The sequence below is a fragment of the Vibrio sp. 16 genome (genome assembly GCF_963681195.1).
GTDB classification, from domain to species: domain Bacteria; phylum Pseudomonadota; class Gammaproteobacteria; order Enterobacterales; family Vibrionaceae; genus Vibrio; species Vibrio sinaloensis_D.
This window is the reverse complement of the sequence record NZ_OY808997.1, coordinates 508,391-522,836: the sequence shown is the minus strand read 5'-3', so window position 1 is coordinate 522,836 and position 14,446 is coordinate 508,391. Positions and strand designations below refer to the sequence as shown.

Below are 14,446 nucleotides of genomic sequence, written 5' to 3'. Positions count from 1 at the left end.
CTGAGTAAAATCCGCTTAATTAAACAGTGTATGAAGCACGCATTTTTCACCAAAACTCTGCCGCTTTGTTACTTGTGTACACCGCTGTTTGTTAAAAAAATGTTCTGTTTTCCACCCGCTGCATTTCTAATGCTCGCCGTATAACCTCTCTTCAAATCAAGGTAATATGTAAACAAAGCGACTATTACTGCGGAGAAAATGGAGCTCATCATGAACGCTGTCGTCGACATACCGTGGCCACTATTGATCTTGTTCGGTGCAACGCTATTGGTTCCATTAGCAATCAATTACTACTACCAATTAGGTATAGCAAAAGACACGGCCATCGGTGTGTTAAGGATGGGAATACAGCTCACTTTAGTTGGCGTCTATTTAGAGTTTTTGTTCCAGCTCGACAGTATGACGGTCAACTTGTTGTGGCTTGCTGTGATGATCATGATAGGGTCAAGCTCGATACTGGATAAGGCGAAGCTTCCTAAACAACGACTTTTTCTCCCTGTGGTAGGAGGGTTAGTCGTTGGTTTAGCGCCCGTTTTGCTTCTCATTTGCCTAGCGATTGTTCGACCTACCCCACTGTACAATGCCCAATACGTCATTCCACTCGCGGGTATGTTGCTTGGCAATTCGCTAGGGGGCAACATCGTCGCTTTACAGAATTTTTTCTCCGCATTGGAAGAACGAAAGTCAGAATATGAAGCGGCAATTGCACTTGGCGCGAGCGTAAGGTTTGCGACGTTGCCATTTTTGAGAGAAGCGATTCGAAAATCGCTCGCCCCAACCCTTGCCTCGATGACGACGAGCGGATTAGTCACGCTACCTGGGATGATGACAGGTCAAATACTTGGCGGGGCGAACCCTATTGTCGCCATTAAATATCAGATTATGATCATGATTGCGATTTTCGTCATGATGTCAGTATCAATCACGATTTGCTTAAATTTGACTGTGCGCCGAGGCATTCATCCCCACGGCCTTGTCATGATAAAACCACTCTCAAACAAATAAGATCACCTTCCCACTTGAACCAAATGATCTTATCCACAGAATCTGTGGATAACAGTGGTGATACCTGTTTCAATCTGAGTAGCTATCCCCCTTCAAGCGTTTTTAAAACAATAAAACCCTTTGCAAACACACACATATAAATTAATTCAGAACGCGTAATAATTTCGTCATAACGCCAACTTAGATTGATTTCTAATCAAACAAGGAGGGGCAGCCATGAAATTTGATAGCACAAAGGATCAAACCTTTAATCAAGGTCATCGTGATGAAGAAATGCACAATTGGCTCTGGGATGAGCCTGAACACATAGTGAACGCCGAGGAGTTTGGTCTGGTGGAGTGATGATACGCGTTCCGAAGCACTGTACTGTGCTTCGGAAAGAGGAAGGGGTTAATCTCGCAGATAGATGAGCCAGTACCACATCCCAACAAACAGGCCACCACCGATGATATTACCCAATGTCACAGGGATCAGGTTGTTAAGAATAAAGTCAATCAAATTCAAATCAGCGTAATCGGCAATATTCGCGCCGGTCATCTGCCAAAACTCTGCAGGCGCGAAGTTTTTGATCCCGATGGCCATCGGTACTTGGAACATGTTTGCGATACAGTGCTCAAAACCCGCAGAGACAAACATCGCGACAGGCAAAATCATCACCGCTATTTTATCGGTTAGAGTCCGACCGCTGAACGTCATCCACACGGCAATGCACACCAAAACGTTACACATAATGCCCAGCGCAACAGCCGAGATAAACGTATGGTGTAACTTATGTTGAGAAATGCTCATCGCGTTTAAGCCAACTTGACCATGGTCGAACATGTATTGCTTGGTAAGAAGCATACACGCCACCAGCAACAATGCACCAACCAGGTTGCCTCCATAGACCACCGCCCAGTTTTTAAACAAGCATCGCCATGTGATCTTACCGCTCGCGCGAGCCACTAACGTTAAGACCGAGCTAGTAAAGAGCTCTCCGCCAGTGACCACCACTAAAATCAATCCTAAACTAAATGCTAGCCCACCAAGTAAACGGGATATTCCCCAAGGGATATCGCCAGCACCAGTGGTGACAATGGTATAAAAAACGAAGGCGATACCAATGTGGATACCCGCAGATATCGCAAGAAGAAACGACTTCATCGGATCTTTAGTCGCTTTATCAACGCCGATCTCAGCCGCACGTTCAGCTACTTGAGGCGGTAGCAGTGAGTCAAATTGGTTAAGGTTCATCAGATTAACATCTTGAAACATGTGGAATAGTGGGCGCGGATAATTACTCGAAATGTGCTCAATTTCAAGCGTTAAATCTCATCAAAAGACAGATAGTCTTTTATCTTATAAAAAGTTTAACCATTGAGACATTGTTCTTGGGCTAAAAATAGATAAAACAGGCCAAAGCGATAGATATTAAAATATTAAATATCAGATAGTTATAAACCCAAAAACACCTAACCACTCCCCTGCCATAGACTTTAGTCTAATTTCTTATATGGGACCTTTGTTTTATACACTTTTCGCATTATTAGATTTCATTTTTCACGCCTGTCGCCCCACAACGAATAACTGCGACGGTTACCTGTTAAGCTTTGTTGTGGCTCAAATGCTGAGCAAATTTGTTCAAATAAAATCGATTTTTATGCCGTAGATAACACTTCTCTGTTAATTGAATTGCCGCTGCATAGCACCAGAACTAAGGTAACCGTATTGATTCGTAAAGGTATTGATTATGAAGTACACACAAGACCATATCGCTGAACTTAACTTATTGCTTCAATTCGATTTAAGCAGTGCGGCAACAGGCATCAAAGTTCACCACGATGCATCAGAGGAAATGCAAGCTGCTGTCGCTCGTCTATATGCTAAAGGCTTATGTACATTACCTGACGGTGGATATCTAACCGACGAGGGGATCGAAGTCGCTGAACATGCTGACAAGATTTTGCGCGTACTCTCGAGCCAATAAGAACTCATTGCAAGCGTTTAAGGGAAGTTGTGTCCAATAGGCGAGCTTCAATGCTTTCTATGTCAATTTGCCTTAAACCTTGATTGAATATACGCCGCCAACTGTGCCCTTCAGGGGTGTTTTTAAACGCTAAATACAGATCCTTCACTTCTAATAGTTGGCGGTTCATTTCTACTCGACTCTGAAGCACTTCTCGCCGAGGATCGATCTTAATGAGGTAACGCAGTACATTGGCATCGATCACCGCTAATTCGACTCTGCCTTTGGCGACTTTGTAGATGTTGAGAATGTCATTCTCTGCCGCTTCAACGCTGAGTTCCCCTTTGTCCACTAAGGCATCGAAGGCTTGCGTGTTGATATAGCCTTGGACAACACCAATCCGATAATCAGATAAATCAATCAACTCTGACCACAAAATTGGCCTCTCCCTATTTTGCACAAACCCTAGTGGTCCAGATCCAATAGAATCAGAGAAAACAAAATCCTCAGTTTCAAACGCATATTCAGGAAAATAACCAATATACTTTTCCCTCTTAGATGCAGTGGTTACCGTCCTGACCCAAGGTTTAAACTCTACAACGAGTTCATACCCCATCACCGCAAACGCTTCACGTGCGATGGCGACTGAGAGTCCATTCTCAACAAGTGTCTCTCCAGAATACGGCGGCCAATCAAGCGATGTCATATAGACTTTTTGCGCTTGAGCACTACTACACACAAAGAATAGAACTAGCCACCACTTCATTCTCTTCTCCCTCAAACCGATTCCTTACTATAAGGATAGGCTCAGAGCGTCAATAATCTAGCGACTTACATTGATAAAGCGGTATGGTTGATATCGATCGTAGAACCAATTAAACCCTGTTGCATAAATGAAAAAGAATACCAAAAACCCAACCTCTAACAATAAAGCATCAATGATGGAGATATCGAGGAACCAAGCAATACTCGGTACCGTGATAAATATCAAACCACCTTCAAATCCCGCGGTATGTCCGATGCGAAGCTTCAACGATCGCTGCTCTCTATCACCACCAAAACAGCGATCAAATAAGATGTTGTATTGGTAATTCCAAACAACGGTAAATAAGCTTAAACCAATACCCACCATGGCAAGATCGCTCGCTCCCTTTTCTGTAACAACCGCAGACGCCGGAACCAGTATCGCTAAAGCGACCATTTCAAACAGCACAGCGTGAAAAACTCTTTCTTTGGATTTCATTGTATCTCTCACAATAAGTTTGCAATCATTTGCGACTATTATCATGAGTAATTATGATGGAATGTAGTTAGGTACTATCAGTATTAAAGATATGTTTAGCATTGAACAACTCCAAGCGTTTGTTGCCACTGTGGAGAGCGGCTCATTTTCCGCTGCGGCTCGCTCATTGAACAAAGTGCAGTCTGCCATCAGTCAACACATCATCAACCTCGAAATAGACAGTGGTTTCGATCTCTTTGATCGAACGGGTAGATACCCTGTGTTAACCAACGAAGGACAGCAGTTGCTACCTCACGCTAGAGCAACGTTGCAGCAGCACGACAGGCTAAAACAAAGTGCTGAGCAGATATTCAATCAAGAGCAAACTAATCTATCTATCGCAATTGATGAAGGTATTCCGACTTCACAGCTCTATGGCGCGATCCATCGCCTTCTGGATCGTTATCCAGGAGTGAGCTTTGAGTTCTTAGCCGCCTCGAGCGTTGATGTGATCGAACTAGTGGTATCAAAACGTGCAACGACTGGAATCTTGTTTTCGGAGCTGGATCTTCCCGTCGGTATCGATTTTGAATCGGTGGGGAGTATTGAGTTTGATGTTTACGTCTCGAGCCAACATGAACTGGCCAAAGCGACCTCACCGAACCTTGAAAACTTAACCTTACACCGTCAGCTGCTGATACGTTCTAAAACCGCGAAGACGAGCAGTTTTCAAAAAGCTTACAGCCCAAATGTTTGGTATGCTGACAACTACTACATCCTTATGGACCTGATTAATCGAGGGTTTGGTTGGGGAGTACTACCTACTCACATGGTCAAACCCTTATTGGAGACGGGGGACGTGGTTCGTGTTCCCGTAGAGTTCGAGAGACTGACTTGGCATGCGAACGTCGATGTTATCCAGCACCCTAGCTGCAGCGCTTTACCTATTCACAAGATGCTACGCAGTGAAATACGAGATTTAATTACAGGGAGTGAAATGTGAAAACGATTACTGTCATTGGAGGGGGCTGGCTCGGCCGACCTCTGGTACACTACCTCGAGACGATTGGACATAAAGTTTACGTCAGCAAAACAACCGTCGAAGGTGTAAAAACGCTACAAGAAGAAGCGCTTAACGCTTTTCACTGCGATCTAAATGAGGCTGAAGACGCCTTTGTCTCACACCTGCAAAACCAAGCGCCCGACATTGTGATTGGTTGTTTCCCTCCGGGCTTTCGCGCTGGAGGTGGTCAGCAGTATGCAGAACATTGGCGCAAGCTTGTTCATGCCTGTCAAACAGCAAACGTGGGCAAAGTTGTCATGGTGAGTTCAACGACGGTTTATCCAAGTACCGCGGAGCCGATGTCTGAAGAACACGCATCGTTAACACTCAGTGAACAGCACGATTCGTTCAGCGAGAAAGCCAAAATCATGTTACTCGCCGAGCAGTATGTCAAAGACTCAGGACTGAAATTTGCCATCGTGCGATGCAGTGGTCTTGTTGGTCCTGATCGACATCCTTCTCGATTCGCTCCAAGGCTAAAGCAGGTCAGCGATCTCGCTCCTGCAAACATGCTCCACCTAACAGACGCAATTGGGGCGGTCAGCTTTGTCTCAACGCTAGATAAAAATGTCGTGGTCAACGCAACAACCCCTAACACGGTGAGCAAGGCTGAGTTTTATCAAGCTGCTCTAGATAACGTTGGTGCAACCTACCCTTTACCACCTATCGTTTCTATCGCCGATAAACTGATTTTGGCTGATTCACTACTGGAACTTGGCTACCGCTTCCACCATCAGCACACTCTTGAGTTGGTTTAAACCATAAGGACGTCCTTTGAAGCTATATCAACATATAGAACAACTGTGGTCGTATATGCAGCTCGGACACAAACTGCAAGTCTCTGACTGTATCTTCGTGCTCGGCAGCAATGACTTGCGTGTCGCGGAATACGCAGCAACGCTTTATCTTGAGGGATGGGCGAAGACGCTGATTTTCTCTGGCGGTGTTGGACGGCTTACCGACGGCGTCTTCGATAAATCTGAAGCGGAGACCTTCGCAGACATTGCAAAAGATATGGGCGTTCCGAGCAATGCCATTATTGTCGAAAACAAAGCGACCAACACCGGAGAGAATGTCCTTTATACTGCCTCGTTGTTAAACCAACTTGGTCACCGCTTTTCTTCCTTCATACTTGTCCAAAAGCCTTATATGGAAAGAAGAACGTATGCGACATTTATAAAGCAATGGCCTGGTGTTTTAGAGCGTTTTTGTGTCACCTCACCCCGTATTGAGTTTAGCGACTACTTTAACGACGATATCGACCTCGATACCACTGTGCGAGCAATGTTGGGGGACTTCGACCGAATCAAGCGTTACCCTGCGATGGGCTATCAAATTGAGCAAGAAATCCCTGACAGCATTGAAATGTCATTCAGAGCCTTAAGCGCAGTGTTTCACGACAACGAGTAGAGAAATGAAAAAGCCAGAGTAAATACTCTGGCTTTTGCCTTACGCTTAAACAGCTACGTTTTAGTGAACAGCCGCTTCTTTCTCGCTCAGATACTCAAATTTGAGTTCTTCACCTTTCAGATTGACTTTCACTGTACCGCCATCGACTAAGCAACCAAACAGCAACTCATTCGCCAACGGCTTCTTGAGTTTCTCTTGGATGACTCGTCCCATTGGTCGAGCACCCATCGCTTTGTCGTAGCCTTTCATCGCCAACCAGTGGCGAGCATCATCTGACACTTCCAGTGACACGCCGCGAACATCCAGTTGAGCCTGCAACTCGACAATGAACTTATCCACCACCTGATGAATAACATGCTCATCTAGGCTATTAAACCAAATGATGTTATCCAAACGGTTACGAAACTCCGGTGTGAACACTTTCTTAATTTCTGACATCGCATCATGGCTGTGATCTTGCTGGATCAGACCGATCGATTTCTTCTCAGTCATTTGTACGCCAGCATTGGTTGTCATCACCAATATGACATTACGAAAATCAGCTTTACGTCCGTTATTGTCTGTAAGCGTACCGTTATCCATGACTTGAAGGAGCAAGTTAAAGATGTCTGGATGCGCTTTTTCGATCTCGTCTAGCAACACGACGGCATGAGGGTTCTTAATGACCGCATCCGTCAGTAAACCACCTTGGTCGTAACCGACATAACCTGGAGGCGCACCGATCAATCGGCTCACAGAGTGGCGCTCACCGTACTCAGACATATCAAAGCGCAATAGCTCGATGCCCAGCAGTTTGGAAAGTTGAACCGTCACTTCCGTTTTACCCACCCCTGTTGGGCCTGCAAACAAGAAAGAGCCGACTGGTTTATTCTCGGCACCAAGACCTGCACGGGTTAACTTAATCGCCTCACTTAGTACATCAATCGCATCATCTTGCCCAAATACCAACATCTTCATCTTCTCATCAAGATTTTTTAGGATCTCTTTGTCTGAAGAAGAGACTGACTTCTCAGGGATACGCGCCATCTTAGCAACCATGGCTTCAATATCAGCTACACCGACCGTTTTCTTACGACGACTTGCTGGCGCTAAACGGCTACGAGCTCCGGCCTCATCAATAACGTCGATAGCCTTATCCGGCAGATGGCGTTCATTAATGTATTTGGCAGACAATTCCACAGCGGCACGAAGTGCTTTGTTGGTATAACGAACTTCGTGGTGCGCTTCATACTTGGTTTTTAGACCCATCAAAATCTTGGTCGTGTCATCAACCGAAGGTTCAACCACGTCAATCTTTTGGAAACGGCGGGACAACGCACGCTCTTTTTCAAAGATGTTGCTGTATTCTTGGTATGTAGTCGAACCAATACAGCGGAGTTTGCCACTACTTAGAAGCGGCTTGATTAGGTTTGCTGCATCGACTTGCCCGCCTGATGCTGCACCCGCACCAATGATGGTATGGATTTCATCAATGAAAAGAATCGCATCGTCTTCTTTTTCTAGCTGCTTAAGAATCGCTTTAAAACGTTTCTCAAAGTCACCACGGTATTTCGTACCTGCGAGCAAAGAACCGATATCTAGCGAGTAAATCACGCTATCTTGAATGATTTCAGGCACTTGCCCTTCTACAATTCTCCACGCTAAACCTTCCGCAATGGCAGTTTTACCTACGCCCGCCTCACCAACTAACAGCGGGTTGTTTTTGCGGCGACGACACAAGACTTGAATTGTTCGCTCAAGCTCTTTATCGCGACCAATCAATGGATCAATTTGGCCTTGCTTGGCCACTTGGTTTAGGTTTGTAGCAAAACTTTCTAAACGCTCTTCAGAGCCGCTTTCCTCAACATTATCACTGCTGAATGAATCGTGAGATGAGGCATCATCGCCTGCACTGGATGCCTTCGTGATGCCGTGGGAAATGAAGTTAACGATGTCTAAACGACTAACATCATTCTTCTTGAGTAAGTAGGCAGCGTGAGACTCTTGTTCGCTAAAAATAGCGACCAAAACGTTAGCGCCAGTCACTTCGCTTCGACCAGAAGATTGGACGTGGAAAACCGCTCGCTGTAGCACACGTTGAAAGCTCAGCGTTGGTTGGGTTTCTCGAGTCTCATCATTTTCTGGGATAAGAGGCGTTGTTTGGTCAATAAAAATATCGAGCTCATTTCTGAGAGCCTCAATATCGGCCTGACAAGCTTGAAGAGCCTCTCTAGCTGCATCATTTTCCAGCAATGCTAGCAGGAGGTGCTCGACAGTCATAAACTCATGTCGCTTGTCTCGAGCTCGAGAGAACGCACTGTTCAGGCTCGACTCTAATTCTTTATTTAGCATAAGTACCTCCTTCAACAACAACTCAGGTTGTACGAACAAACCTCACGCTTGTTCCATTGTACAAAGCAAAGGATGCTCATTTTCCTTGGAATACATCGTGACTTGGGCCACTTTGGTTTCAGCAACTTCTGCAGTATATGTGCCACAAATCGCTTTCCCTTCATAATGCACTTGGAGCATCACCTGGGTTGCTTTGTCCGCATCCATTGAAAAAAAACGTTCCAGAATTTCAATTACAAAGTCCATCGGCGTGTAGTCATCGTTATTTAGTACGACGTTATACATGGATGGTGGTTTAACTTTTGTTTTTTCTAACTCCAGTAAATCTGAGTCTGGAGTCACCCATTCAAAATGCTTGCTCATGATCTATCAACGTTGATGTACGACTTGCTTTAATTTTACCACTATAGTGAGCAGAAGTTTTGAATTTAGCTCTTAGATTTTGGGGCATAAATCGATAAGAAACGTTTTGCCCTTACTTAGAGACTAATGCAGCAATTGAGTGGCTGCAAATAAAAGATTCTTCCGGTTTGGATTTATCTATCTAATTGATTAAAAAGAAACCAAAAACCATTCAAGACAAAAATGGTTTACACGTGAATATCGCTCACATAGTTATAAAAATGTAAATCTCAAAAGTGATTTGTTTGCAAATATGTAGAGTCTAATACCTTTTTCTTATTGACTGTGCTCAATCATTGGCTAAATTGGTCAAATAGTGACTGAAAATTTGGCAGCGGCTGAATGGAAATTCACTTTTTGTTCACAATGGAAGAACTGTGAACGTTCAAACAACATCAGTAACAAAATGCATGAGGGATGTATAGCATGGCTACAGGTACAGTAAAATGGTTTAACAACGCCAAGGGATTTGGTTTTATCTGTCCAGAAGGTGAAGACGGGGATGTGTTTGCACACTACTCCACAATTCAGATGGATGGTTATCGTACTCTGAAAGCAGGCCAACAAGTCAACTTTGAAGTGGAAGAAGGTCCAAAGGGTTCTCACGCAAGTGTTGTAACACCAGTGGAAGCTCAACTAGCTAAATAACCGCTGCCATAGTGAAATAACCACTAAACACATATATCAGTAAAGAAAAAACCCGCTAAGTAGCGGGTTTTTTATTGCTCTAAACCATCATTATCGATTGATGATGCTGTTTAGTGTTGTGCTTGGACGCATTAGTGGCGCTGCTTTCTCAAATACAGGCGCGTAGTAACCACCAAGGTCTGCCGCCACCCCTTGAGCATCGTTTAGCTCGGCAACGATCTTGTCTTCATTCGCTGCAAGTGCTTCTGCGATTGGAGCGAACTCAGCCGCTAATTCTGCGTCAGCGGTTTGACTTGCAAGTGCTTGTGCCCAGTAAGTTGCTAGGTAGTAGTGGCTACCACGGTTATCTAGCTCACCAACACGACGCGATGGCGACTTGTTGTTATCTAGGAAATCCCCGGTTGCTTTATCTAGTGCATCAGCAAGAACTTGCGCTTTCGGGTTGCCAGCGACTGTGCTTAGGTGCTCTAGTGATGCGGCAAGAGCTAAGAACTCACCCAGAGAGTCCCAACGTAAGTGGTTTTCTTTTTCTACCTGTTGAACGTGCTTAGGCGCTGAACCACCAGCACCCGTTTCAAATAGACCACCACCGTTCATTAACGGAACGATAGAAAGCATCTTAGCCGAAGTACCCAGCTCTAGGATTGGGAACAAGTCAGTTAGGTAATCACGCAGTACGTTACCAGTTACTGAGATAGTGTCTTTACCTTCTTTGATACGAACAAGAGAGAACTGACACGCTTCTAGTGGAGCCAAGATCTTGATTTCTAGGTCAGAAGTGTCGTGCTGTGGAAGGTATGCGTTTACTTTCTTGATGAGCTGAGCATCGTGTGCACGGTTTTCATCGAGCCAGAAAACGGCTGGTACACCAGTTGCACGAGCACGTGTCACCGCTAGCTTAACCCAATCTTGGATTGGCGCGTCTTTCACCTGACACATACGGAAGATATCGCCTTCTTCTACCGATTGCTCAAGTAGCACTTCGCCAGACGCATCAACAACACGCACTGTGCCCGCAGCATCTAGAATGAACGTCTTATCGTGTGAACCGTATTCCTCAGCTTTTTGAGCCATTAGACCCACGTTTGGCACACTACCCATTGTGGTTGGATCAAAGGCACCGTTTTCTTTACAGAAGTCGATAACTGCTTGGTAGATACCTGCATAACTGCGATCTGGAATCATCGCTTTGGTATCTTTCTGCTTACCATCTGGTCCCCACATTTGACCAGACGAACGCAGCATTGCCGGCATAGAAGCATCAACGATGATGTCGCTTGGTACGTGTAGGTTGGTGATACCACGGTCAGAATCAACCATCGCTAATGGCGGTTGAGTTTCGTAAACAGCCTGTAGCGCCGCTTCGATTTCTTCTTTTTGAGCGGCAGGAAGCGCTTGGATCTTAGCGTATACGTCGCCGATGCCGTTGTTTACGTCAACGCCTAGCTTGTCAAATAGCTCACCGTACTTCGCGAATACGTCTTTGTAGTAAACCTTAACCGCATGACCGAAGATAACTGGGTCAGACACCTTCATCATGGTCGCTTTCATGTGAAGTGATAAAAGAACGTCTTGCTCTTTTGCTTCTGCGATTTGCGTTTCAAAGAACTCGACTAACGCTTTCTTGTTCATGACTGAACAGTCGATAATTTCTTTGTCTTGTAGTGGGAAAGCACCCTTTAGCTCTTTGACTGCACCATCCGCGCCAACGAATTCAATCTTAACTTCTGTTGCGCCGTCTACTGTGTGTGATTTTTCACTGCCAAAGAAGTCATTGTCAGACATGCTAGAAACGTGAGATTTAGAATCTGCAGACCATGCGCCCATTGAATGAGGATTTTTCTTCGCATAGTTCTTAACTGATAGAGGTGCACGACGGTCTGAGTTACCTTCACGTAGAACTGGATTTACCGCACTGCCTTTGATTTTGTCGTACGTTGCTTTGATCGCTTCTTCTTCGTACGTGCTTGGCTCTTCTGGGTAGTTCGGTAGGTTGTAACCCTTCTCTTGCAGCTCTTTGATCGCAGCTTTCAATTGAGGAATTGAAGCAGAGATGTTTGGCAGTTTAATGATGTTTGCTTCTGGAGTTTTCGCAAGCTCGCCAAGCTCTGATAATGCATCGCCAATGCGTTGCTCTTCGGTTAGGTGCTCTGGGAAGTTAGCAATAATACGCCCAGCTAGAGAGATATCACGTGTATCAACGTTAATACCTGAAGAAGCAGTAAATGATTGGATAATCGGCAGTAGTGAATAAGTTGCTAGCGCAGGTGCTTCATCGGTAATTGTATAGATAATTGTAGGTTTTTCTGTAGGCATGAAATTTCCCTATTGTTCTGACTGGACCGTTGGTGATTGGTCCTATGTGTGTGTTCGCTAACAAGTTATGAATAATCCCCTCACTTGTTGCGCTTTGCCCGTCTCTTTATTTTTTCGTCGCCAGCGTGCGACATCCTTGAGAGCGTTTCGTTATAATTAAACAAATTTGGCAGAATAGTCTATTATCTTGTTCGCCAATCCTGTTTTTGGGCGCGCAAATGGTAGCTTATTACGCACTTGGTTAAAAGTTTTACCCACACTTCATTTACATTTTTGCAAGGTAGTTAACATGTCACCACGCTCACGTCGTGAGTCTAGCTCTTCGTCCGTTCGGAATGGAAAACCCGGTTTTAAACGTCCATCTAGTCACAAAACAAGCACTAAGCATTCTTCGCGCAATCGCAAAAAAACCGCCAGCAGTAAACCCAAAATCGCGCCAGAGGCTCGCAAGGTGATCGCGTTTAACAAGCCATTTGATACCTTAAGCCAATTTACAGATGGAGACGGGCGCAAAACCCTAGCTGACTTTATTCCAGTGAAAGATGTTTATGCCGCGGGCCGACTAGATCGAGACAGTGAAGGATTGTTGATTCTCACCAATGATGGCGTTCTCCAAGCGAAATTAACTCAGCCGAAATCCAAATCTCCAAAAACGTATTGGGTGCAAGTTGACGGCGCTCCGTCAGAAGCCGATTTAGACAAACTGCGAAAAGGGGTAGAACTGAAAGATGGTATGACACTCCCCGCTCAGGTCGAGGTGATGGAAGCCCCTGAAATTTGGGAGCGTAACCCGCCAGTGCGTTTCAGAGCAAATATTCCAACCACTTGGTTAGCAATCACCATCATTGAAGGACGAAATCGACAAGTGCGCCGCATGACCGCTAATATCGGCTTCCCTACCCTGCGTTTGATTCGCTACTCGATGGGGGACATCAAGTTAGGTGATTTACAACCTGGTGAATGGAAAGAAGTACAGGTTGATTAAGAGTTAAACACCGTCAAGAAAGCACTTCTCCTTGATAGTAAGTGCTTCTCTTGCCCGCTTTTTTTGCAAGGTAGAGATCGTGATCCGCATTCGACAGAGTCTTATCTAACCCTTTAACTTTCAAGTACTGATCAATGCCAGCGCTAAAAGTCACCTCAAGTTCGTTACCCTGAAAAAGAATTGGTTTTGCAACAATGCAGCCCTGCAACTTGTGTGCAAGAGTAGAAAGCCCTTGATGCTTGACGATCTTATTAGGGAGCACCAAGACAAACTCTTCACCTCCCATGCGAAAAATATTTTGCTCCCCAACCAAGCTCGATAAACGGCTAACGACTTGTTTTAGTACATCATCCCCCGCAGCATGGCCATAACTGTCATTGATAACCTTAAAATCATCAATATCCAACGTTAATAAATAGCTTCCATTGAGTTGTTCCCCTTTTTGGTCAAAGGTCGTGACAAGTGACAGACGGTTCTGTGCCCCAGTCAAAGCATCTTGATGAGCAAGAGAGTTCAGCCTGTCCACGCCTTTCACCCTACTATCTTCATAGACATGGGATATGGTCCAGACAAAAACATAGGCAAGGACAAAGTTGAGGAAAACGGCAGGTCGCATCAATTGCGAGTCAGTCATTGCGCTGTTGAGCACCAAGAGTTCGATAAGAAGACAAATCAAGCTCCAATAGAAGCCAACACGCAACCCAAGAGCTAAGTAGAAAACGGTTGGTAACGCTATTGCCCACAAGTAAACGGAGCTCTCTATACGACTGGCATAAGTGCCGTAGCAGATCAAAGCGGTGAGGACCGCGCAATGAAAGACAAGAAACCAACTTGGCGGCTCATTCCTCCAGACATACCGAAGCATTGAAAACGATGCAATCGAGTAAACAATTTCGATCATGCCCAGCGTATTGGCTCGAGCGTCAAAATAGAAAAGATTCGCGAGCCCAAACAACAAACCAACGATTCCAAGAACGACACACATACCGATTAGTACTTTGCGCCTCAATTGATGCGTGGCATTGCAGTGAACTGGGTGGTTACTCATGTTTTTATCATTACTTGTATAGCGTTACGTATCTTTTAACACATCAGCAACAAAACTCCATACCTCAGAGA

Annotated in this window: 15 protein-coding genes; 8 read left to right on the top strand and 7 right to left on the bottom strand. The window is 45.0% G+C overall.

Translation table 11 applies throughout. The features are described from left to right. Positions 1-210 precede the first annotated feature (210 nt). Together U9J37_RS02360 and U9J37_RS02355 are read left to right on the top strand one after the other, a co-directional pair. Positions 211-1,005 (top strand): ABC transporter permease, encoded by a 795-nt coding sequence (locus U9J37_RS02360; protein WP_043886666.1) that lies wholly within the window; start codon positions 211-213, stop codon positions 1,003-1,005. Positions 1,006-1,221: 216 nt separating this feature from the next. After that, positions 1,222-1,347, top strand: coding sequence for a hypothetical protein (locus U9J37_RS02355; RefSeq protein ID WP_005470556.1), 126 nt, complete (start codon positions 1,222-1,224; stop codon positions 1,345-1,347). A gap of 48 nt (positions 1,348-1,395) precedes the next feature. On the opposite strand, the gene focA is transcribed toward U9J37_RS02355, so the two are convergent. Then, positions 1,396-2,238: a formate transporter FocA gene (focA, locus tag U9J37_RS02350; protein WP_005470547.1), complete on the bottom strand. Its 843-nt coding sequence runs from the start codon at positions 2,236-2,238 to the stop codon at positions 1,396-1,398. 496 nt (positions 2,239-2,734) lie between these two features. Here focA and U9J37_RS02345 point away from each other — a divergent pair, with 496 nt between their 5' ends. Continuing rightward, positions 2,735-2,971, top strand: a complete 237-nt coding sequence (locus U9J37_RS02345) for a TIGR02647 family protein (protein ID WP_005470448.1) — start codon at positions 2,735-2,737, stop codon at positions 2,969-2,971. 4 nt (positions 2,972-2,975) lie between these two features. On the opposite strand, the gene U9J37_RS02340 is transcribed toward U9J37_RS02345, so the two are convergent. Both U9J37_RS02340 and U9J37_RS02335 read right to left on the bottom strand, forming a co-directional pair. Further along, positions 2,976-3,716 carry a substrate-binding periplasmic protein gene (locus tag U9J37_RS02340; protein ID WP_005470331.1) on the bottom strand — a complete coding sequence of 247 codons (741 nt, stop codon included), beginning with the start codon at positions 3,714-3,716 and terminating at the stop codon, positions 2,976-2,978. Positions 3,717-3,773: 57 nt separating this feature from the next. Beyond that, positions 3,774-4,193 carry a PACE efflux transporter gene (locus U9J37_RS02335; RefSeq protein WP_005470306.1) on the bottom strand — a complete coding sequence of 140 codons (420 nt, stop codon included), beginning with the start codon at positions 4,191-4,193 and terminating at the stop codon, positions 3,774-3,776. A gap of 91 nt (positions 4,194-4,284) precedes the next feature. Between U9J37_RS02335 and U9J37_RS02330 the strand changes: the two genes are divergently transcribed. The 3 genes from U9J37_RS02330 to U9J37_RS02320 are packed head-to-tail and all read left to right on the top strand — an operon-like array spanning position 4,285 to position 6,645. Further along, on the top strand, positions 4,285-5,175 hold the full coding sequence (locus U9J37_RS02330) for a LysR family transcriptional regulator (RefSeq protein ID WP_005470324.1): 891 nt from the start codon (positions 4,285-4,287) through the stop codon (positions 5,173-5,175). Further along, positions 5,172-5,993 (top strand): NAD-dependent epimerase/dehydratase family protein, encoded by an 822-nt coding sequence (locus U9J37_RS02325; protein WP_005470586.1) that lies wholly within the window; start codon positions 5,172-5,174, stop codon positions 5,991-5,993. The genes U9J37_RS02330 and U9J37_RS02325 overlap by 4 nt, the downstream gene beginning before the upstream one ends. A 55-nt stretch (positions 5,994-6,048) precedes the next feature. Next, entirely contained in the window at positions 6,049-6,645 is a 597-nt protein-coding gene (locus tag U9J37_RS02320; RefSeq protein WP_005470577.1) for a YdcF family protein, read from the top strand. 60 nt (positions 6,646-6,705) lie between these two features. Here U9J37_RS02320 and clpA read toward each other — a convergent pair whose 3' ends face one another. Next, positions 6,706-8,976 (bottom strand): ATP-dependent Clp protease ATP-binding subunit ClpA, encoded by a 2,271-nt coding sequence (gene clpA / locus U9J37_RS02315; RefSeq protein ID WP_005470436.1) that lies wholly within the window; start codon positions 8,974-8,976, stop codon positions 6,706-6,708. A gap of 42 nt (positions 8,977-9,018) precedes the next feature. Beyond that, entirely contained in the window at positions 9,019-9,339 is a 321-nt protein-coding gene (gene clpS / locus U9J37_RS02310) for an ATP-dependent Clp protease adapter ClpS (RefSeq protein ID WP_005470535.1), read from the bottom strand. A 465-nt stretch (positions 9,340-9,804) separates the two neighbouring features. On the opposite strand from clpS, the gene cspD reads away from it, so the two are divergent. Further along, a complete protein-coding gene (gene cspD / locus U9J37_RS02305; RefSeq protein WP_005470476.1) occupies positions 9,805-10,026 on the top strand; it encodes a cold shock domain-containing protein CspD in 222 nt (73 codons plus the stop codon). Between the two features lie 90 nt (positions 10,027-10,116). Here cspD and U9J37_RS02300 read toward each other — a convergent pair whose 3' ends face one another. Then, positions 10,117-12,342 carry an NADP-dependent isocitrate dehydrogenase gene (locus U9J37_RS02300; RefSeq protein WP_005470529.1) on the bottom strand — a complete coding sequence of 742 codons (2,226 nt, stop codon included), beginning with the start codon at positions 12,340-12,342 and terminating at the stop codon, positions 10,117-10,119. A 289-nt stretch (positions 12,343-12,631) separates the two neighbouring features. On the opposite strand from U9J37_RS02300, the gene U9J37_RS02295 reads away from it, so the two are divergent. Beyond that, positions 12,632-13,327: a pseudouridine synthase gene (locus U9J37_RS02295; RefSeq protein WP_005470583.1), complete on the top strand. Its 696-nt coding sequence runs from the start codon at positions 12,632-12,634 to the stop codon at positions 13,325-13,327. Positions 13,328-13,340: 13 nt separating this feature from the next. Here U9J37_RS02295 and U9J37_RS02290 read toward each other — a convergent pair whose 3' ends face one another. Next, the gene (locus U9J37_RS02290; protein ID WP_005470604.1) at positions 13,341-14,375 is read right to left on the bottom strand and encodes a GGDEF domain-containing protein; all 1,035 of its coding nucleotides are present in this window, start codon (positions 14,373-14,375) and stop codon (positions 13,341-13,343) included. Between the last annotated feature and the right edge of the window lie 71 nt (positions 14,376-14,446).

Excerpts from the sequence above, each read along its gene's own strand:
- U9J37_RS02345 (WP_005470448.1), top strand. The coding sequence starts at position 2,735 with ATGAAGTACACACAAGACCATATCGCTGAACTTAACTTATTGCTTCAA.
- U9J37_RS02355 (WP_005470556.1), top strand. The coding sequence starts at position 1,222 with ATGAAATTTGATAGCACAAAGGATCAAACCTTTAATCAAGGTCATCGT.
- U9J37_RS02330 (WP_005470324.1), top strand. The coding sequence starts at position 4,285 with ATGTTTAGCATTGAACAACTCCAAGCGTTTGTTGCCACTGTGGAGAGC.
- focA (WP_005470547.1), bottom strand. The coding sequence starts at position 2,238 with ATGAACCTTAACCAATTTGACTCACTGCTACCGCCTCAAGTAGCTGAA.
- U9J37_RS02335 (WP_005470306.1), bottom strand. The coding sequence starts at position 4,193 with ATGAAATCCAAAGAAAGAGTTTTTCACGCTGTGCTGTTTGAAATGGTC.
- clpS (WP_005470535.1), bottom strand. The coding sequence starts at position 9,339 with ATGAGCAAGCATTTTGAATGGGTGACTCCAGACTCAGATTTACTGGAG.
- U9J37_RS02360 (WP_043886666.1), top strand. The coding sequence starts at position 211 with ATGAACGCTGTCGTCGACATACCGTGGCCACTATTGATCTTGTTCGGT.
- U9J37_RS02295 (WP_005470583.1), top strand. The coding sequence starts at position 12,632 with ATGTCACCACGCTCACGTCGTGAGTCTAGCTCTTCGTCCGTTCGGAAT.
- U9J37_RS02300 (WP_005470529.1), bottom strand. The coding sequence starts at position 12,342 with ATGCCTACAGAAAAACCTACAATTATCTATACAATTACCGATGAAGCA.
- U9J37_RS02320 (WP_005470577.1), top strand. The coding sequence starts at position 6,049 with ATGCAGCTCGGACACAAACTGCAAGTCTCTGACTGTATCTTCGTGCTC.
- cspD (WP_005470476.1), top strand. The coding sequence starts at position 9,805 with ATGGCTACAGGTACAGTAAAATGGTTTAACAACGCCAAGGGATTTGGT.
- U9J37_RS02290 (WP_005470604.1), bottom strand. The coding sequence starts at position 14,375 with ATGAGTAACCACCCAGTTCACTGCAATGCCACGCATCAATTGAGGCGC.
- clpA (WP_005470436.1), bottom strand. The coding sequence starts at position 8,976 with ATGCTAAATAAAGAATTAGAGTCGAGCCTGAACAGTGCGTTCTCTCGA.
- U9J37_RS02340 (WP_005470331.1), bottom strand. The coding sequence starts at position 3,716 with ATGAAGTGGTGGCTAGTTCTATTCTTTGTGTGTAGTAGTGCTCAAGCG.